The sequence below is a fragment of the Streptomyces lincolnensis genome, from assembly GCF_001685355.1.
Classification (GTDB): domain Bacteria; phylum Actinomycetota; class Actinomycetes; order Streptomycetales; family Streptomycetaceae; genus Streptomyces; species Streptomyces lincolnensis.
The window spans coordinates 9,293,295-9,312,044 of sequence record NZ_CP016438.1 but is presented as its reverse complement, the minus strand read 5'-3'; the positions used below and the strand labels follow the sequence as shown (position 1 = coordinate 9,312,044).

The 18,750-nt window shown below is 72.3% G+C and carries 17 protein-coding genes; 10 read left to right on the top strand and 7 right to left on the bottom strand.

All coding sequences use genetic code 11. The features are described 5' to 3' along the window. Nucleotides 1-17 precede the first annotated feature (17 nt). The gene (locus SLINC_RS41115) at nt 18-317 is read right to left on the bottom strand and encodes a hypothetical protein (protein WP_067443515.1); all 300 of its coding nucleotides are present in this window, start codon (nt 315-317) and stop codon (nt 18-20) included. Between the two features lie 174 nt (nt 318-491). Between SLINC_RS41115 and SLINC_RS41110 the strand changes: the two genes are divergently transcribed. After that, nucleotides 492-854, top strand: a complete 363-nt coding sequence (locus SLINC_RS41110; RefSeq protein WP_067443514.1) for a nuclear transport factor 2 family protein — start codon at nt 492-494, stop codon at nt 852-854. 137 nt (nt 855-991) lie between these two features. Further along, nucleotides 992-2,236: a glycosyltransferase gene (locus SLINC_RS41105; protein WP_067443513.1), complete on the top strand. Its 1,245-nt coding sequence runs from the start codon at nt 992-994 to the stop codon at nt 2,234-2,236. Between the two features lie 34 nt (nt 2,237-2,270). On the opposite strand, the gene SLINC_RS41100 is transcribed toward SLINC_RS41105, so the two are convergent. After that, nucleotides 2,271-2,933, bottom strand: coding sequence for a TetR/AcrR family transcriptional regulator (locus SLINC_RS41100; RefSeq protein ID WP_067443512.1), 663 nt, complete (start codon nt 2,931-2,933; stop codon nt 2,271-2,273). A 194-nt stretch (nt 2,934-3,127) separates the two neighbouring features. Between SLINC_RS41100 and SLINC_RS41095 the strand changes: the two genes are divergently transcribed. After that, complete coding sequence (locus SLINC_RS41095; RefSeq protein WP_067443511.1) at nt 3,128-4,384, top strand: YncE family protein; 1,257 nt, start codon at nt 3,128-3,130, stop codon at nt 4,382-4,384. A 3-nt stretch (nt 4,385-4,387) separates the two neighbouring features. Here SLINC_RS41095 and SLINC_RS41090 read toward each other — a convergent pair whose 3' ends face one another. The 4 genes from SLINC_RS41090 to SLINC_RS41075 all read right to left on the bottom strand — a co-directional run bounded on the left by SLINC_RS41090 (nt 4,388) and on the right by SLINC_RS41075 (nt 10,432). Then, complete coding sequence (locus tag SLINC_RS41090; RefSeq protein ID WP_067443510.1) at nt 4,388-5,602, bottom strand: glycosyltransferase; 1,215 nt, start codon at nt 5,600-5,602, stop codon at nt 4,388-4,390. Then, nucleotides 5,599-6,465 (bottom strand): MerR family transcriptional regulator, encoded by an 867-nt coding sequence (locus SLINC_RS41085; RefSeq protein ID WP_079164973.1) that lies wholly within the window; start codon nt 6,463-6,465, stop codon nt 5,599-5,601. The genes SLINC_RS41090 and SLINC_RS41085 overlap by 4 nt, the downstream gene beginning before the upstream one ends. A 62-nt stretch (nt 6,466-6,527) precedes the next feature. Then, nucleotides 6,528-8,387, bottom strand: coding sequence for a glycoside hydrolase family 5 protein (locus SLINC_RS41080; protein ID WP_067443509.1), 1,860 nt, complete (start codon nt 8,385-8,387; stop codon nt 6,528-6,530). Nucleotides 8,388-8,461: 74 nt separating this feature from the next. Then, on the bottom strand, nt 8,462-10,432 hold the full coding sequence (locus SLINC_RS41075) for an elongation factor G (protein WP_067443508.1): 1,971 nt from the start codon (nt 10,430-10,432) through the stop codon (nt 8,462-8,464). A gap of 230 nt (nt 10,433-10,662) precedes the next feature. On the opposite strand from SLINC_RS41075, the gene SLINC_RS41070 reads away from it, so the two are divergent. From SLINC_RS41070 to SLINC_RS41040, 7 genes are read left to right on the top strand one after another with little or no spacing between them, the layout of a single operon-like run. Next, nucleotides 10,663-11,133 carry a (2Fe-2S)-binding protein gene (locus SLINC_RS41070; RefSeq protein WP_067443507.1) on the top strand — a complete coding sequence of 157 codons (471 nt, stop codon included), beginning with the start codon at nt 10,663-10,665 and terminating at the stop codon, nt 11,131-11,133. After that, nucleotides 11,130-13,481, top strand: a complete 2,352-nt coding sequence (locus SLINC_RS41065; RefSeq protein ID WP_067443506.1) for a xanthine dehydrogenase family protein molybdopterin-binding subunit — start codon at nt 11,130-11,132, stop codon at nt 13,479-13,481. Before SLINC_RS41070 ends, SLINC_RS41065 begins: the two co-directional genes overlap by 4 nt. After that, on the top strand, nt 13,478-14,332 hold the full coding sequence (locus tag SLINC_RS41060) for an FAD binding domain-containing protein (RefSeq protein ID WP_067443505.1): 855 nt from the start codon (nt 13,478-13,480) through the stop codon (nt 14,330-14,332). The genes SLINC_RS41065 and SLINC_RS41060 overlap by 4 nt, the downstream gene beginning before the upstream one ends. A 15-nt stretch (nt 14,333-14,347) precedes the next feature. Further along, nucleotides 14,348-15,223 (top strand): AAA family ATPase, encoded by an 876-nt coding sequence (locus SLINC_RS41055; RefSeq protein ID WP_067443504.1) that lies wholly within the window; start codon nt 14,348-14,350, stop codon nt 15,221-15,223. Further along, nucleotides 15,220-16,356 (top strand): vWA domain-containing protein, encoded by a 1,137-nt coding sequence (locus SLINC_RS41050; protein WP_067443503.1) that lies wholly within the window; start codon nt 15,220-15,222, stop codon nt 16,354-16,356. Before SLINC_RS41055 ends, SLINC_RS41050 begins: the two co-directional genes overlap by 4 nt. Beyond that, nucleotides 16,349-17,449, top strand: a complete 1,101-nt coding sequence (locus SLINC_RS41045) for an XdhC family protein (RefSeq protein WP_067443502.1) — start codon at nt 16,349-16,351, stop codon at nt 17,447-17,449. Before SLINC_RS41050 ends, SLINC_RS41045 begins: the two co-directional genes overlap by 8 nt. A 34-nt stretch (nt 17,450-17,483) precedes the next feature. After that, entirely contained in the window at nt 17,484-18,131 is a 648-nt protein-coding gene (locus SLINC_RS41040) for an SRPBCC family protein (RefSeq protein WP_067443501.1), read from the top strand. Nucleotides 18,132-18,157: 26 nt separating this feature from the next. Here SLINC_RS41040 and SLINC_RS41035 read toward each other — a convergent pair whose 3' ends face one another. Further along, entirely contained in the window at nt 18,158-18,748 is a 591-nt protein-coding gene (locus SLINC_RS41035; RefSeq protein ID WP_220472927.1) for a TerD family protein, read from the bottom strand. Nucleotides 18,749-18,750 lie beyond the last annotated feature (2 nt).

Below are 18,750 nucleotides of genomic sequence, written 5' to 3'. Positions count from 1 at the left end.
CGCGGTGACGGCGGGATTCAGTACTGGATGCCGGGAACCAGACCGGTGACCGGGGCGGCGAGTCCGGTGAGCTGCTGCAACTGGTTCAGGTCGTTGACCCGGTTGAGCTGAGCCAGCTGCGCCGAGGCCCGCGGGATCTCGTCCTTGTGCTCGGCGGGGATGTCACTCACGGTGAGCGAGTCGAGCGTGGCGATGGGGCTCAGCTTGCCGGCGGCGTCCAGGGCGGCCGTGTCGGCCGCGTTCGCGAGGGGCGCGGTGAGGCCGGTGACACTCACGGCGAGTCCCACGGCGGCGACGATACGTCGAGTTGAGATCATGCCTTCAGCAACGCGGGCGGGCCCGGCCCGGACACGGCCGCCCGGTGCCGCTCACCCGTCAGGCGGAGCGCCCGGCCCGCGCTTGCCGAGGCCGCCGGGGCGGAGGAGTCTCGAAGGAGAAGGCCCAGGGCGGCCCGCTCCTCGTCGGGCCGCGGCCCTCGAAGGAGGTTCACCATGGCCACCGCGGCAGGATCCGGCTTCGACACCGAGACATTGCGTCGGGGCATCGAAGGACAGGCGGCGACTCTTCTGTCGCTCTACGCGGACGACGCGGAGATACGCGTCGTGGACCGCAACACCCAGCCCAGCCACCCCAAGGTCCTGCACGGCAAGGACGAGATCAGCGCGATGCTGGACGACGTCTACAGCCGCGACATGACCCACAAACTGGAGCAGTGCGTCATCCAGGACGACCGCGTCGCGTTCAGCGAGACCTGCCGCTATCCGGACGGGGTACGTGTCCTCGCCGAGTCGATGCTGACCCTGCGGGACGGCAAGATCGTCGAACAGACCATGATCCAGGCCTGGGACGAGTAACGCGAGGAGGTCACACCGGTCGCGGAACGTGACACCGCGGCCACCTGACACGGCGAGCGAAGTGGCCGGACCTGACGGGTCGTTCGCCCCGCAGGGCGCGCTCCGGCGCCATACTGTCCCTCGTGCGCGTAGCGATCATGACGGCGGGTTCCCGGGGCGACGTGGCCCCGTTCACCGGTCTGGGGCATGCTCTGGCCCGGGCCGGACACGAGGTCACCCTGGTCACCCACGGCTGCTTCGAGTCGCTGGCGGAGCGGGCCGGGCTGCGGTTCCGGCCGCTGCCGCTGGATCCGCGGGCGGAGCTGGAGTCCGCGCGGGGCCGGGCGCTGCACCGCAGCGCGACCGGCGTGGGCAAGATGGTCCGGCTGGTCTCCATGGCGCGCGACCTGGCCGGACGGATGACCGACGACGTCGTTGCCGCCGCCCGGGCGGCCGACGTACTGCTCCTGTCCGCCCCGATGGTCCCGCTCGGGCACACCGTGGCCGAGGGACTGTCCCTGCCGAGTGTGGGCCTCCACCTCCAACCGCTCGCCCCCACCCGGGAGTTCGTCCCGCCCATGCTCGGCGTCGGCTCCTGGGGAGCGGCGGGCAACCGGATGGCGGGGCTGGGCATGAACCTGGCGGTGGAGCAGGTCTACGCGGCGACCGTGCCGGCGGTGCGGGCCCGGCTGGGCCTGCCCCGAGCGGGCTCCGCCGCCGCGGTGCGCGCCCGGGAGCGACAGGACTGGCCGGTGTTCCACGGTTTCAGCCCGCGGGTGGTCGCCCGGCCGCGCGACTGGCGGACGGGCCTGGAGGTGGCGGGCTACTGGTGGCCGTACGACGGCGACACCCGGCTCCCCTCCCGGGTACGGGAGTTCATCGACTCGGGCCCCGCGCCGGTCTTCGTGGGGCTGGGCAGCGCGACCGTGCCCGATCCGGTGCGGCTGAGTGCCGAGATCGTCCGTGGGCTGCGCGGGGCGGGGCTGCGCGGGGTGATCCAGCGCGGCTGGGGCGGCCTGGAGGCGTCCGGTGAGGACATGCTGACCGTCGACGAGATCCCGCACTCGCTGCTCTTCCCGCACATGGCCGCGGTGGTCCACCACGCGGGCGCGGGCACCACCGCGGCCGGGCTGCGTGCCGGGGTTCCGGCCGTCCCGGTGCCGATCCAGTTCGACGAGCGCTTCTGGGCCACCCGTCTGGTCTCCCTGGGCGTCGCCCCGCGCGCCCTGCCCTTGCGGCGCCTGACCGCCGACACCCTGGCCGCGGCCCTCACCCGGGCCACCGGGGACACCGGGTACGGCGAGCGCGCCCGGGCACTGGGGGCCCGTATCCGCGCGGAGGACGGCGTCACGCCGGTGGTGGCCGCCGTGGGCCGGCTGGAGGACCGGGGCGCGGCCCGCTGACGAAGGACCCCCGGCCGAGCGCGGCCCGGCCGTGTCAGGCGGAGGGCGGGGGCCAGCCCGGCGGGCGCAGGATCCCCAGCAGCTGCCGGACCAGTTCCTCGACGACCTCGTCCAGCGTCGCGTCCAGCCAGCCGGCGTTCCAGTCGTGGAGCAGTCCGTTGACGCTGCCGATGAAGGCGGTCGCGGGGAGCCGGTAGTCGCGGCGGGCGGCCTCCCCGCGCCGGACGGCGGCCTCGGCCTCGGCGCACACGAGGTCGATCCAGTGGGCGCGGCGGGCCAGGCGCTGCTCCTCCAGGCGGGGGCTGACGCCGATGATCTCGACGAAGGTGATGCGGACGCGGCGCGGGTCGCCGGTGACGTTCGCGGCGTACGCCCGGAAGATCGCGGCGACCCGGTCGGCCAGGGGCAGGTGCTCCGCGTCGGCCACGGCGGCCAGGACCGCCTCCTGGGCCCAGTCGTTGACCTGGAGGTGCAGGGCGGCCAGGACGTCCTCGAGGGTGCGGAACTCCTCGTAGAACTGGCGGGTGGACAGGCCGGCGGCCTCGCTGAGAGCGGCGACCGTGGTGCCGCGGTAGCCGGGGGTGTCGCCGAAGAGCTGGAGTGCCGCGTCCAGGAAGCGCCGGCGGCGCTCGGCCTGCCGCTCCTCGGCCGACCTGCCGCCGTAACGGCCTGTCGGCGCCTTGAGCCTGCCCGCCACGCGCGCCTCCTTGTCCCGCCCGCTCGCCGGGCGCTTCGTTCCAGGTCAATTTTGTCGTGTACGCAGTCTTGTGGAGAAGGGCGCCTCTTCCTTACTTTGCAGTAAGTTGACTCTGAATTCATCTGTGTTCAGATCTGCCGCCTGCTTTGGCATGCCCCACTCAAGAGCCGCCATCTCCAAAGGAGAGCGCAGTCATGCCCGCTTTCGGACCGAGGCACCTTCGCGCCGTTGCCGCCGCCGCCCTCGTGCTCACCGTCACCGTCCCCGCGACGGCCGCCACCGCCGCCCCGGACACCTCGGCCGCCGCCCTGCGCGAGGTGATGTTCGTGGGCAACAACTGGGACGGCACCGCCGACGTCATCAAGTCCGGCGGCGACTTCGCGAAGATCGGCCGGATCAACGTGATCCCCGACAAGGCCCAGCGGATGGCGGAGATCAACGCCGATCCGATCCGCTGGATCGCCTTCATGACCATCCGCAACAGCGTGGGCGAGGGTCACGACCAGTTCGTCGACGACATGTACTCCACCCCGGACGGCACCTCGGTGGTGGTCTCACGGCCGAGTTTCGCCGACGTCGTCTCGATCGATCTCGCCACCGGGAAGATCAACTGGCGTTTCGCGGTGTCCGGCTACCGCGCCGACCACATGGCCGTCTCCCCCGACGGCAAGCGGGTGGCGGTGTCGGCCTCCACCGGCAACACCGTGCACGTGCTGGACATCCAGACGGGCAAGCAGCTCGGTTCGTTCGCCACGGGTGACAAGCCGCACGAGAACATCTTCAGCCAGGACGGCAAGTACATCTACAACATGGCGATCGGCGACGTGAACACCCAGACCGACGCCCCGTGGCTGGACTGGACGAAGGGCGACCGGCGCATCACCGTCGCCGACGCGACCACGTTCAAGCAGGTCAAGGTCATCGACATGCGGGAGAAGCTGAACGCGATCGGCCTCACGGACCACTCGGACGCGGTGCGGCCGGCCGTGTTCTCGCCGGACGAGTCCAAGCTGTACTTCCAGGTGTCGTTCTTCAACGGCTTCTTCGAGTACGACCTCGCCACCGACAAGATCGTCCGGACGAAGACCCTGCCGAAGAACCCGGCGACCAGCGACGACCGCACCACGTTCGTCAACGACTCGCGCCACCACGGCATCTCGATGAAGCCGGACGGCACCAAGCTGTGCGTCGCGGGCACGATGGACGACTACGCGACCGTCGTGGACCGCGCCACCCTCCAGGAGGGCCCGCTCGTCCCCGTCGCCAAGCCCTACTGGGCCACGGTCAGCGGGGACGGCAGGAGCTGTGTCGTCTCCGAAAGCGGTGCCGACCAGGTGACGGCGATCGACTTCGCCACCGGCCGCAAGACCGTGTCCGTACCGGTGGGCGACCACCCGCAGCGCGTGCGCCTGGGCAATGTCACGGCCAACTGGACCGCCCCCGCCTCCTGAGGCTCAACCCGCCAGTCGGGCCACGGCCTTGACGGCCTCACCCGCTCCGTCCTCGGCCGCCAGATGGCGCGCGGCGGCCGAGGCGGCGCGGGTGTACGCCTGCTGACGCACGATCAGGTCGAGGGCGCCGGCGAGCCGTTCGGCGGTGAGCGAGGGGAAGGGGATCGGCCCGGTGGCGGCGCCGAGCGCGGCGAGCCGCCCGGCCCAGAACGGCTGGTCCGCCGTCACCGGTACCGGCACCGCGGGTACCCCCGCCCGCAGTCCGGCCGCCGTGGTGCCCGCCCCGGCGTGGTGGACGACGGCGACGACCCGCGGGAACAGCAGCGCGTGCGGCAGGTCCCCGACGGTCAGGACGTCGTCGCCGTCGGCGGTGAGTCCCGCGCTGCCGGTCTGGAGGATGCCCCGCAGACCGGCCCGCCTCAGCGCCCGTACGGCGATCTCGCTCAGCCGCTCCCCCTCGCCGGCCGCCATGCTGCCGAACCCGATGAACACCGGCCTGGGACCGGCCGCGAGGAAGTCCTCCAGCTCCGTGGGCAGCTTGCGGTCCGGGTCGTCGTACGGCCACCAGGGGCCGACGATCTCCAGGCCGGGCCGCCAGTCGGAGGGGCGCGGCACCAGAGCCGTGCTGAAGCCGTGCAGGACGGGCCAGTCGGCGCGTTCCCGGCGGCGACGCATCCGGTGCGGGGCGAGCGGGGGAAGGCCCAGGTCTCGGCGGAGTTCGGCGACCGCCCGGGCGTAGACGCGGTCGGCCATACGCAGGGCGAGGCGCCCGGCCGTCCGGTTGCCGAGGGGCCCCAGGGAGCGGGCGCCGGTGACGACGGGCGGGAAGTCTCCGGTCGGTGCCGTGGGCTGGAGGTAGGCGCCGATGGCCGGGACACCCGTGGCCTCGGCCAGGTGCCAGCCGAGCTGCGCCGTGGTGGCCGACAGCAGGAGCAGGTCGGTGCCCCGGGCCACGGCGTCGGCGAATCCGCGCCCGAGGTCGGTGACGAACGCCGCCGCGGTCCGCATGAGCTCCCGCTTGTTCGCCGCGCCGCCCCGCTCACCCGGCGGCCGGGAGGGCAGGCTGCGGAACTCCAGTCCCGCCTCGCGGGCCAACGGCGCGAAGGTGTCGGTCGTGGCGAGGGCGACCTCGTGGCCGGCCCGGCTCAGTGCGGCGCCCAGTCCCGTGTAGGGCGCGACGTCACCGCGGGAACCGGCCGCGGCGATCAGGATCCTCATCTCTCCTCCTGCGAGTCCTGCGAGTCGTACGAGTGCTGCAAGTCCTGCGGGACCTGTGAGTCCTGCGCCTCCGGGACATCCCGGGCCGCGCCGGTCTCGGTCCGGGACGCGTTGGCGTGCACGGCCTTGCCCAGGTAGGCGGCGAGTTCCGGCCGCTGTTGCGAGGGCGGGACGACAAGGGCGAAGGCACGCGGGTCGGCGACGAAGTCGTCCGCGATGCGCCGGTGCATGTCCGGCGGGCAGGAGGTGAACCAGCGGGTGATGTGCCGCCGGTGTTCCTCGGCGAGATCCATGGCCCGGGCCCCGTCGCTGGGCTCCCCCGCGTCGTGGGCCTCCAGGAGCCGTGCGCGCCAGGCGGCGGCCTCGGCCATCAGCCGCCGCCAGTCCTCCTTGCTGTGGGCGGCCGCGCGTGCCATCGCCTCGCGCTGTCCCGCCGAGTCGGCCCACTTCAGCTGCCGCTCGGTGGCGTAGCTGAGGTCGAAGCGGATCTCGCCGAAGACCTCGAAGCGCTCCTCGGGCGCCAGGGACACCCCGGTCTGCTGCACCTCGATGGCCCGCTCGGCGACCTCGGCGAGCCGCTGGAGCCGGGTGATCTCCTCGGCCAACTGCCGTTGCCGGGCCCGGAGCCGGTCGAGCGCGTTGGCCTGCGGGTCCTCCAGGATGGTGGTGATCTCGTCGAGGGAGAAGCCGAGTTCGCGGTAGAAGAGGATCTGCTGGAGCCGGGCCAGGTCCGACTCGTCGTAGAGCCGGTATCCGGCCCGGCTGCGGGCGCTCGGTGTGAGCAGGCCGGCCTTGTCGTAGTGGTGCAGCGTGCGCACCGTCACTGCGGCGAAGGACGCGACCTGCCTCACGGAGTACCTCATTCACCTGCCCTTTCGTCGGGGTCAAGCTTCAACCCTGACGTAAGGGGAGGGTCAAGCGGCCCTCAGTTGAACTCCTGGGCAGCCCAGGCGGACAGTTCGGAGCGGGCCGCGTTCAGCAGGGTCGGGGAGGGGTTCGTCGTGCCGTTGGCGACCAGGGCGTAGTGCAGGACGCCGTTGTCGGGGGCGGTGAGCAGCAGGCGGCGGCTTCCGGTGCCGCCCGGTTCGGGGGCTGCCGCGATCGGGGTGGTGCGGGTGTACGCGGGCGGGCCGTAGGAGGTACCGAGGTCGGAGACCACCGTGGTGGTCGCGGTCGGGAAGGACGCCGGCAGGTGCAGTTCGGTGGGTGCCGAGGTGCCGTCGGAGCGCCATGCCAGCAGGCCGTACTGTCCGGTGCCCACCAGGCGGGACACGTTGGGCAGGGAGCTGGGGACCGGGTTCCAGGTCAGGGTCGTGGAGCCGTCGCGGGAGCGGTCCTCGTAGGTGAAGGCGGCCGTCGTGCCGGCGGTGGCGCTCGGGTAGATCCGGTCCAGGAGCCGGGCGTCCTGGCGCAGCACGGCCTTCCCGGAGTTGTCGAGGTGTACGGCGGAGAGGTCCTCGTCGTTCCAGGCGTCGGCCTCGGTGAGCACCTTGTCGGGGTTGCCGTTCATCAGCTCGTGGTGGCGGCCGTGGTAGATGTCCCACTGCCACTGCGAGCCGGACAGGACCGGGCCCGAAGAAGCGGGCGTGGTCCACCAGTTGGCGCCCTTCACCCGGGAGTCCAGGGCCTGGTACATGGCCTTCAGCACGGTCGGCGCCTTGCCGGCGGTGGAGCCGTTCAGGGGGTGGCCGAACTCGCTGACGATGCCCGTGGTGCCGAGCGCCGCGGCCCGGTCGCGGACCGTGCCGAAGTCGGTCACGTACTGGCCGTCCGAGGCGTTGCCCCACATGAGGATGCCGGAGATGGCCTTCTGGTCGTAGAAGTGGGTGTTGAAGACGTAGCGGGAGCCGAGGGCGTTCGCGTCCAGGAGGCCGCCCTCCTCCTTGCTGACGTTGCCGTTCCAGAAGAGGTTCGGCTCGACGAAGGCGGGCTTGTCCTGCCAGCCGGCGGCGTCCATGCGGGCGCGGAACTTCACGTAGAAGGGCCACAACAGGTCACGTTCCCAGGTGCGGCTGTTCTGGCCCGAGTCGTAGCTTCCGGCGTACGGCTCGTTGTAGGGATCGAAGCCGATGACGCCCTCGAACTGGTCGGCCGTCAGGTTCTGCCGGACGTACGCCATGGTCTGCTGGGCCATGGCGAGGAAGGAGTCCTGGAGGCCGTGGGCGTTGTGCCAGAAGTCGTGCTGGGCTGCCTTCACCGCGCCGTTCTGGGTGATGTTCTGCCCCCACAGGAAGCAGATCCCGCAGGACTCGTCCGGGTAGTTGCCGAGGTCCACGGCCCACTTGGGGGCGCCGTCGCCGGTGTACCAGCTGTCCGGGTCGAAAAGGTGCCGGGAGTAGAGGTCCTGGTGGAAGTCGGGGTAGACGCGGATGCCGGCGTCGAGGAAGGCCCGCATCTGGGCAGTGGCGGCGGACAGGTAGGCGGTGTCCACCTGTCCGCGCACGGGTTCGGCGTAGGCCCAGGAGAGCAGGAAGCGGACGGAGTTGCCGCCGCCGAGGGCGCGCAGTGCGGTCGCGGACTTCTTCGCGTCGGCGACGGAGGCGAAGGGCAGGCCCTTGTTCTCGGCCAGCTTGGTCTCGCCGGAGACGTTGTAGCCGCGCAGCACGACCTCGCGGCCCTGGCCGTCGGTGAATCTGCCGTCCTGCACGGTGATCGGGGTGTCGTCGAACCAGAGGAAGTCGGGGAGGGCTTGGGCGGTGACGGGTCGTACACCCGATACCGTCAGGAATCCGCAGAGGATCACCAGAACTACGAGCAAACGCGCGCGTATATTCGGCATGTCCATTACAGTCCGGTGATTTCGGTACACAGTCAACAGTGTCTGACTGTTGAGTAAGTTTCACCTTCCGGCCCGAAAGGTCAACTTCCCACCCGTCGCGTCACGTTGAGCAGGTACTCCTTGCGCTCCAGCGGGTTGTGATCGGTACGCGGCCGGCGTGGCACGATTCCCCGGGTGACCGGCGCATAGTGGTCGAACGCGCTCTCCAGTTCTCCCTCGCCCCGGGTCAGACCCGGAAGCCGCTGCTCCAGTTCATGTACCCGTTCTGCCGGAACGACACCCTCCAGTACGCCGGTGTCGCCGCGTGTCACGGTCGTCCGCGGTATCGCCCGCAGCGCGGCCAGCACCGGCAGCAGGGCGCCGAGCGTGTCCGCCGGGGCCTCCAGGCGGAAGCGGTGCATCGGCTCGTGCACCCGCGTGCCCGCCCGGCGCAGCGCCTCGACGAGGACCAGCGGGGTCAGTCCGCGGAAGTCGGCGCCGGTGCTGGACATGCTCTTGTCGAAGCCCTGGTGGGCGTGGCTCTGGCGGGGCGAGTAGCCGCAACGGGTCATGGTGACCGTGCAGTCGGTGACCTGCCAGCCGTGCAGGCCCTGGGTGAGGGTGTCGCGCACGGTGTCCTCGACGGCCTTGAAGAAGGCGTACGGCATGGAGCCGAGCTCCACCTCCAGCCGGAAGCCCACCCCCGAACCCACCGGCGCCGGGTCGACGCGCAGGCCGACGGTCGCGAGGAACGGGTTCTCGCCCCGCTTGTTGAACTCGGCCGCCTCGCCCGTACCGTCCGGGCGTTCGACGCACAGGGGCGTGGTCTCGCGGAAGGTGACGTCGAGGCCGAACTCGTCGGCGAGCGTGGCCTCGATGACCTCCTTCTGGACCTCGCCGTAGAGGGAGACGGAGGTCTCCTGGCGTACCTCGTCGTGACGCAGGCCGATCAGCGGGTCCTGCTCGGCGAGCCGGGTGAGGGCGAGGTGGAGGGCTCCGCGGTCCGTGGCCGGGCCCGGCACGACGACCGTTTCGAGGGTCGGCGGGGCGAAGTGGTGCTCGTGTGCCGTGCGGGGTTCGCCGAGGGCGTCGCCGATCCTGATGCCCTCCAGTCCCCACAGCTTGGCGATCCGCCCCGCCGGGACCGTGTCCTGCCGAGTGTCCACACCCCGGTCGAAGACGCTGATCGCCGTGACTCTGCCTTCCTCGCGCGGCTCGCCGAAGGGGATCCGGTCGCGGATGCGCAGGGCTCCCGAGAACACGCGGGCGTAGGCGATCTTCTCGCCCGCCGGGCCGCGCTCGACCTTGAACACCGTGCCGGACAGGAGCCCTTCGGGGTCGCCGTCCGCCGCGGGCAGCAACTCCTTGATCCCGGCCACGAGTTCGGCCACGCCCGCGCCCGTGACGGCGGAGCCGAAGTACACCGGGTGCACCAGGCACCGCCGGGTCTGGTCGACGAGGGCGGCGCGGAGCCGGTCGTCCGGGACGCCGCCTTCCAGGTACCGGGACAGCAGCTCGTCGTCGTGGTCGGCGAGGACGTCGAGCGCGGACGGGCCGGGGCCGGGAACGAAGCGGGCCTCGCGGGTGCCGAGCCCGTCGGTCGTGCCCATCGGGACGACGGGCGCGCAGAGGCGTTCGGACAGGGCCCGCAGCACACGCTCGTCCCCCGCGCCCCTGCGGTCGATCTTGTTGACGAAGACGAGGGTGGGGATGCGCAGGCGGCGCAGGGTGCGCATCAGCACCCGGGTCTGCGCCTGGACGCCCTCGACGGCCGAGACGACCAGCACTGCGCCGTCGAGGACGCCGAGCACCCGCTCCACCTCGGCGATGAAGTCGGGGTGGCCGGGGGTGTCGATGAGGTTGACCGTCACGTCGTCGACCGCGAAGGAGACGACGGCGGACTTGATGGTGATGCCGCGCCGGCGCTCCAGCGCGAGGGTGTCGGTCTGCGTGTCGCCGGCGTCGACGCTGCCGATCTCGTCGATCACTCCGACCGAGTGCAGCAGCCGCTCGGTCAGGCTGGTCTTACCGGCGTCGACATGGGCGAGGATCCCGAGGTTGAGCAGGTGCACGAAGCGTCATGTCCTTAGAAATGGGGGTCATTCCTTCCTGGGCGGACAAGGACGCAGTGCGCATTGCTTCTCCTGGAACCTGGGGGCGGCGGGTCCCGTGCAGTGCATCAGAGCCTCGGCCACAACAGCAACGGATTAACGCTCAACAAAGGCATGCGGCGGCCCTCGCCGCTTCCCGGCACCGGTCCTAGAGTGACGCCCATCACGGCCGGTGTTTCCTGGGAGGGCACATGACCCGCATCTCGGTGAAAGTGGACGGTACGGCCTACCAGGACGAGGTGGAACCCCGTCTTCTCCTGGTCCACTACCTGCGTGACCGCCTCGGTCTGACCGGCACCCCGATCGGCTGCGACACCTCCAACTGCGGGGCCTGCACGGTCGACCTGGACGGCGTGAGCGTCAAGAGCTGCTCGGTGCTGGCCGTCCAGGCGGACGGGAGCGACGTGGCCACCGTCCAGGGGCTCGCCCGCGACGGGCAGTGGACCGGACTCCAGCGGGCCTTCCACGAGGGACACGCCCTCCAGTGCGGCTACTGCACCCCGGGCATGCTCATGGCGGCCCGTGATCTGCTGCGCGAGAACCCGCACCCCTCCGCCGACGAGGTCCGGCACGCCCTGGAGGGCAACCTCTGCCGCTGCACCGGCTACCAGAACATCGTGCGGGCCGTCCTGGCCGCCTCCGAACAGGAGGTCACGACATGACCGGCCAGGAGATCGGCCGCGCCCGGCTCCGCAAGGAGGACGCCCGCCTGCTCACCGGGCAGACCAACTGGACCGACAACATCAGTGTCGGCGGGCTGCTGCACCTGGCGATCCTGCGCAGCCCGATGGCGCACGCCCGCGTCGACCGGGTGGACGTCACACCCGCCCTCGAACGGCCGGGCGTGGTCGCGGCGTTCAGCGGCGCCGACCTCGCGGGCGGTCTGGGTTCGCTGCCCTGCGCGTGGCCGGTGACCGAGGACATCGTGCTGCCCGACCACCCGCCGATCGCCGTCGACGAGGTGCGCCACGCCGGCGATCCGGTGGCCGTCGTGGCGGCCCGCGACCGGTACGCGGCCGCCGACGCCCTGGAGGCGGTCGAGGTCGACTACACGCCCCTGCCCCCGGTCCTCGACCTGGAGGCCGCGCTCGCCGAGAACGCTCCCCTGGTCCACGCCGACAAGGGCACCAACCGCTGCTACGACTGGCCGCTCAGGGCCGGCGAGGACTTCGCGTCGGTCCGCCGGCGCGCCGACGTCACCGTGAAGCGCCGCTACCACCAGCAGCGCCTCATCCCCAACGCCATGGAACCGCGCGCGGTCGTCGTCGTCCCGGTCGCCGCCTCGGACGAGTACACGGTGTACTCCTCCACCCAGATCCCGCACATCCTCAGGGTCATGCTCGCCGTGGTCACCGGCGTGCCCGAGCACAAGCTGCGGGTGATCGCCCCCGACGTGGGCGGCGGCTTCGGCTCCAAGCTCCAGGTCTACGGCGAGGAGGCGATCGCCCTCGCGGTCGCGCGCCGGACCGGGCGGCCGGTGAAGTGGACCGAGTCCCGCTCGGAGGGCTATCTGGCGACCCACCACGGCCGGGGCATGATCCAGGACATCGAGATCGCCGCGACCCGCGACGGCACGGTCCTCGGTCTGAAGGCCGACCTGCTGGTCGACATGGGCGCCTACCTGATGCTCGTCACTCCGGGCATCCCGATCCTGGGCGCGTTCATGTATCCGGGCATCTACAAGATGGGTTCCTACGAGCTCAACGTCACCGGCGTCTTCACGACCAGGACACCCACGGACGCCTACCGGGGTGCGGGGCGCCCGGAGGCGACGTACGCCATCGAACGGATCATGGACGAGCTGGCGGTCGAACTCGCCCTGGATCCAGTGGAGTTGCGGCGCCGGAACTGGATCCGGCACGAGGAGTTCCCGTACACCACCATCGCCGGTCTGACCTACGACAGCGGCAACTACGAGGCCGCCACCGACAAGGCGCTCGCGCTGTTCGGGTACGACAAGCTGCGCGCCGAGCAGGCCGACCGCAACGAGCGGGGCGACGGCGTGCGGCTGGGCATCGGCGTGTCGACGTACACCGAGATGTGCGGGCTGGCGCCGAGCAGGGTGCTGAGGGATCTGCGGTACGCGGCCGGCGGCTGGGAGGCGGCGAGCGTCCGTGTGCTGCCCACCGGCAAGGTCGAGGTGGTCACCGGGACCAGTCCGCACGGGCAGGGGCATGTGACCTGCTGGAGCCAGATCGCCGCCGATGTGCTGGGGGTGCCGTTCGAGGACGTCGAGGTGGTGCACGGCGACACCAGGGCGGCCCCGCAGGGCATGGACACCTACGGCTCGCGGTCGCTGGTGGTCGGCGGCACGGCCGTGCACCACGCGGCGACGAAGGTGGTGGAGCGGGCCCGCAAGGTCGCCGCCCATCTGCTGGAGGCGAGCGAGCGGGACCTGGAGTTCACCGACGGGGTGTTCTCGGTGAAGGGCTCCCCGGACGCCCGCCGGACCCTCCAGGAGATCGCCTTCGAGACGTTCTCCTCGCACGACCTGCCCGACGGCATGGAGCCCACCATCAACGCCGGACACGTCCTCGACCCGGACACCTTCTCCTACCCGCACGGCACCCATCTGTGCGCGGTCGAGGTCGACACCGAGACCGGGCACACCCGGATCCGCTCCTACGTGTGCGTGGACGACGTCGGCCGGGTCGTCAACCCGCCGATCGTCGAGGGGCAGGTGCACGGCGGCCTCGCGCAGGGCATCGCGCAGGCCCTGTTCGAGGAGGCGGTCTACGACGACGAGGGCAACCTGGTCTCCGGCACGCCGGCCGACTACCTCGTACCGTCGGCGCCGGACCTGCCGGAGTTCGTGACCGACCGGACCGAGACACCCGCCACCTCCAACCCCCTGGGCGTCAAGGGGGTCGGTGAGGCGGGGACGATCGCCGCCACGCCCGCCGTGGTGGGCGCGGTCGTGGACGCGCTGCGCCCGCTGGGCGTCCACGACATCCGGATGCCCTGTACACCCGAGCGCGTGTGGCGAGCGGTGAGGGAGGCCTCCCGATGATTCCCCCGGCATTCGAGTACGCCCGTCCCGGCAGCGTCGAGGAGGCGGTGCGCACGCTCGCCGACGCCGGCGAGGAGGCCAAGGTGCTGGCCGGCGGGCAGAGCCTGCTGCCGCTGCTGAGGATGCGGCTCGCCTTCCCCGACCTGGTCGTGGACGTCGGGCGGCTGCCCGGGCTGCGTGGAGTGCGCGAGGACGGCGGCACGCTGGTCGTCGGCGCGCTCACCACGCACCACGACCTGATCCGCGACCCGCTCGTCCGCCGGCACGCGGGACTGCTGGCGGCCGCCGCCGCCACCGTCGCGGATCCGGCCGTACGGCATCGCGGCACCCTCGGCGGCTCGCTCGCGCACGCCGATCCGGCCGGTGACCTCTCCGCGGTCCTGCTGGCGCTGGACGGCGACCTGGTCGCGCACGGCCCGGCGGGCCGGCGGACGATCACCGCCCGGGACTTCTTCGTCGACTACCTCCAGTCCGCGCTGGCACCCGACGAACTGCTCACCGAGATCAGGATCCCCAAGACCGGGGGCTGGGGCTTCCACTACGAGAAGTTCCAGCGCTCGGCTCAGGCCTGGGCGGTCGTCGGGGTGGCCGCGCTGGTGCGGCGCACGGACGGACACATCGCCGAGGCCCGGATCGGGCTCTCCAACATGGGCCCGACACCGCTGCGCGCCCCGGCCGCCGAGCAGGCGCTGTCCGGTGCCGGGGACGCACGGGCCGTGGCCCGGGCCGCCGAGTCGGCGGCGGAGGGGACCCGGCCGACGCAGGACCTGTCGGCCTCACCCGAGTACCGGGCGCATCTGGCGCGGGTGCTGACCAGGCGGGCGGTCCTCACGGCCGCCGGGATGGGGTGAGCGACGATCACGCGGATGGAGGGGCCGGAGCAGGTTCGGAACCGTCTTGAGAAGACGGGGTATCTCGTCGACGACGGGCTGGCCGCCGCCTGCTTCCTCGCCCTCGGGCTGCACCGCCCCCTGTTCTGCGAGGGCGACGCGGGCGTCGGCAAGACCGCGCTCGCCGCCGCCCTCGCCGAGGCGCTCGACGCCCCGCTGATCCGGTTGCAGTGCCACGAGGGCATCGACGCCTCGCAGGCCCTGTACGACTGGGACTTCCCCCGCCAACTGCTGCACCTCAGGGCGGCCGAGGCGGCCGGCATCACCGACGCCGACCGGCTGGAGGGTGAACTGTACGACCGGCGTTTCCTGATCGCCCGGCCACTGCTGCGGGCGCTTCAGACCCTGCCGTCGGTGCTGCTGGTGGACGAGATCGACCGCGCCGACGACGAGTTCGAGGCGTTCCTGCTGGAGCTGCTGTCGGAGTTCGCGGTCACGATCCCGGAGCTGGGCACCGTGCGCGCCGAGGTGCCGCCCGTGGTCGTGCTGACCTCCAACCGGACCCGCGAGGTGCACGACGCGCTGAAGCGGCGCTGCCTGTACCACTGGTTCGACCACCCCTCCTTCGCCCGCGAACTGGCCATCGTGCGGCGGCGGTTGCCCCGGGTCTCGGCGCGGCTGGCCGAGCAGGTCACCGCGCTGGTGCAGGCCCTGCGCGCTGAGGACCTCGTCAAGCCGCCGGGCGTGGCCGAGACCATCGACTGGGCCGAGGCCCTGGACGCCCTCGGCGCCTCCGAGGTGGACGCCGACCTGGCCGTGGCGACCCTGGGTTCGGTCCTGAAGTACCGGGAGGACACCGAGCGGGCACGGGGGCTCGACCTGGCCGCGGTCCTCGCGGCCCACGGGGCGTGAGCGCCGTGGACTGCGCCACCGGCCGGGATGCCGACGCGGTCCTCCTCGGCTTCGCCCGTGCCCTGCGGGCGGGCGGACTCGACGCGAGCACCGAGCGGGTGCACGCCTTCCTGCGGGCCGTGGCCGTCCTGCGGCCCGGTGTGCGCGGGGACGTGTACTGGGCGGGGCGGTCGACGCTGTGCGGGAGCCGGGAGGACCTGGAGCGCTACGACACGGTGTTCACGGCGTACTTCGTGGACACCGGGGGCGCACCGGACGGCCGTACGCCCGCCGCGACGACCGCGCCACGGCCGCGACTCGTCGTACGGGACGCGCCCCGTACGACGGCCCCCGGGAGCGAGCCGCACGCCGCGCCCATCGGGGCCCTCGCGAGTTCCGCGGAGGTGCTCCGGCACCGTGACATCGCCGAGCTCGACGCGGCCGGGCGGGACCGGCTGCGCCGGCTCCTGGCGGCGTTCGCGCTACGCGGCCCGACGCGGCGCACCGCGCGCCGGCGGCCGGCCCGGCGCGGTGAGGTCGATCGGCGCCGGACCGTCCGGGACCTGCTGCGGCACGGCGGGGAACCGGCACCGCTGCGGCACCGGGCCCGGGCCGAGCGGCCGCGCCGGGTCGTGCTGCTCGTCGACGTCAGCGGTTCGATGGCGCCGTACGCGGACGCCCTGCTGCGGTTCGCCCACGCCTCCGCCCGTTCCGGGCGCACCGAGGTGTTCACCCTCGCCACCCGGCTCACCCGGGTCACCCGCGAGCTCGCGCGGCGCGATCCGGACCTGGCGATGGCCGCGGTCGCGGCGGCCGTACCGGACTGGAGCGGGGGCACCCGGCTCGGGGAGCTGCTGCGCGAGTTCCTGGACCGGTGGGGGCAGCGCGGGACGGCGCGCGGCGCGGTCGTGGTGCTGCTGTCGGACGGCTGGGAGCGTGGCGATCCGGAGCTGCTCGGCAGGCAGATGCGACGCTTGCACCGGCTGGCGCACCGGGTGATCTGGGCCAATCCGCGCAAGGCGCGCCCCGGATACGCGCCCCTGGCGGCCGGGATGGCGGCGGCGCTGCCGAGCGTGGACGCGTTCGTCGCGGGGCACAGCCCGGCCGCGCTGGAGCGTCTGGCGGCGGTGGTGAGAGGAGCGAACGATGCGTGAGATTCTCCCGGTGCTCGGCGACTGGTACGCGGCGGGTGCGCCGTTCGGTCTGGCCACGGTCGTCGCGCGCAGCCGCAGCGCGCCGCGCGACCCCGGTGCCTCGATGGCCGTGGGCCCGGACGACGAGGTCGTGGGCAGTGTGTCCGGCGGCTGCGTCGAGTCAGCGGTGTTCGAGCTCGCGCGGGAGGTGGTGGCGAGCGGCGAGGCCCGGCTCGCGAGCTTCGGGTACAGCGACGAGGACGCCTTCGCGGTGGGGCTGACCTGCGGCGGGGAGATCATCGTGCTGGTACGTCCCGTGACGGCCGCCCTAGATCCCGCCTTCGGCGAGGTGGCCCGGACGGTCGCGGCGGGCCTCCCGGTCACCGTCGCCACCGTGACCGACGGCCCCGCGCCGCGCGGGGCCACCCTCGCGGTGTGGCCGGACCGGGCCGCCGGCACCCTCGGCACGACCGGCCTGGACGCGGCCGTCAGCGCCGACGCGCGCGGCGAACTCGCCCTGGGCGCCACGGGGTTGAGGCACTACGGGCCGCGTGGTGAGCGCCGGGAGGACTCCGTCACCGTCTTCCTGCACTCCTTCGCGCCGCCGCCGCGCATGCTGGTGTTCGGCGCGATCGACTACGCGGCCGCGGTCGCCCGCCTCGGGGACTTCCTCGGCTACCGGGTCACGGTGTGCGACGCCCGTCCGGTCTTCGCCACGCCGAAGCGTTTCCCCGAGGGCGTCGAGGTGATCGTGGACTGGCCGCACCGCTGCCTCCGGCGCACGGAGACCGACGAGCGCACGGTGATCTGCGTCCTGACCCACGACCCGAAGTTCGACGTACCGCTCCTGGAGGAGGCGCTGCGCAGGCCGGCCGCGTACATCGGCGCGATGGGCAGCCGCCGTACCCACGACGACCGGATGAAGCGGCTGACCGAGGCCGGGCTCACCCGGGCCGAGCTGTCCCGGCTGCGCTCCCCCGTCGGGCTCGACCTCGGGGCCCGTACGCCCGAGGAGGTCGCCGTGTCCGTCGCCGCGGAGATCGTCGCGCTGCGGTGGGGCGGCAGCGGAGCCCCGCTGACCGCGACGGCGGGGGCCATCCACCCTTCTTCGTGAAGCCCGATCCGCTGAAGCCCGTCTGGAGGAAGTCATGGAGCTGCACCACGAGTTCACCGTTCCCGTACCGGTCGACGAGGCCTGGCGGACGCTTGTCGACATCGAACGCGTCGCGCCGTGCATGCCCGGGGCGATCGTCGAGGACTACGACGGCAAGACCGTGACCGGCTCGGTGAAGGTCAAGGTGGGTCCGGTCACCGTCACGTACAAGGGCACCGCCGTCTTCGAGGAGCAGGACGAGACCGCGCACCGCATGGTGCTGATCGCGAGCGGCCGCGAGACCCGCGGTCAGGGCACCGCCCGCGCCACCGTGACCGGCACGCTGGCGGGGCGGGGCGAGGTCACCGCGGTGTCGGTCCGCACCGACCTGACGGTGACCGGGCGCCCCGCCCAGTTCGGCCGCGGTGTGCTGGCGGAGGTCGGCGACCGCATCGTCGGCCGGTTCGCCGAACGCCTGGCCGAGCAACTGGGCGAGGCACAGGGGGATCTGGAGAGGGAGTCGGAGGGGAAGGCGGGGGGAAAGGCGGAGGGGGATGTCGAGACGCGACAGCCCGACGAGCCGCTTGACCTCTTCCGCACGGCCGGGGTGCCGGTCGCCAAGCGGGCGGCGGCAGCGGCGGCCGCGCTGGCCGTCGTGGTCCTCGCGGCCTCGCGGATACGACACCACCGCCGGCGCCCGTAGCGGACGTACGGCCGGCGGACGTGCGGCTAGCGGACCGCGCCCATCTCCTGGGCGAAGGTCACCGCGTCGCTGTCGAAGCCATGGACCATCTCGTGGAACTCCCACCCGCCGAAGTCGTTGCGGACGAACTCCGCGACCGTGGTGGCGGTGGAGTCGGCGACCTGCGCGAAGTCGTCCACGAGGAGCTCGGTGTACTTCTCGACGACCTCCACACCGGCGTTCGTCAGGTCGCCGAAGGTCCGGTTCCCGCCCCGCTGGTGAAAGACGACCCCGACCACCACGCGACCGAAGCTGGAGGCCAGCCGGTCGAGTTCCAGCACCATCACCTCGACGAAGCCGAACCCCTGCCCGGTCTGGCTGTGCCGGGTCATGTTGATGGTGCCGTCCGGTGACCGGCTGTCGTAGTGGACGACGTACACGGGCGTCCCGTGGGGATCGTCCGCGGTGTAGGTCGCGGCGATGATGTCGAGGTGGCGAGGCGGCTCTCCCAAGGGGCTCGGATCCCACTTGAGCCTCACCTCGACCTTTTTGATCCCCGTGTCGGCACTGCTCACCCGGACGTCGCCTCCTTCGTGTCTGTCTGTCGTGGGACCGCCGCGGCCCCGCCCGTGAAGTATCG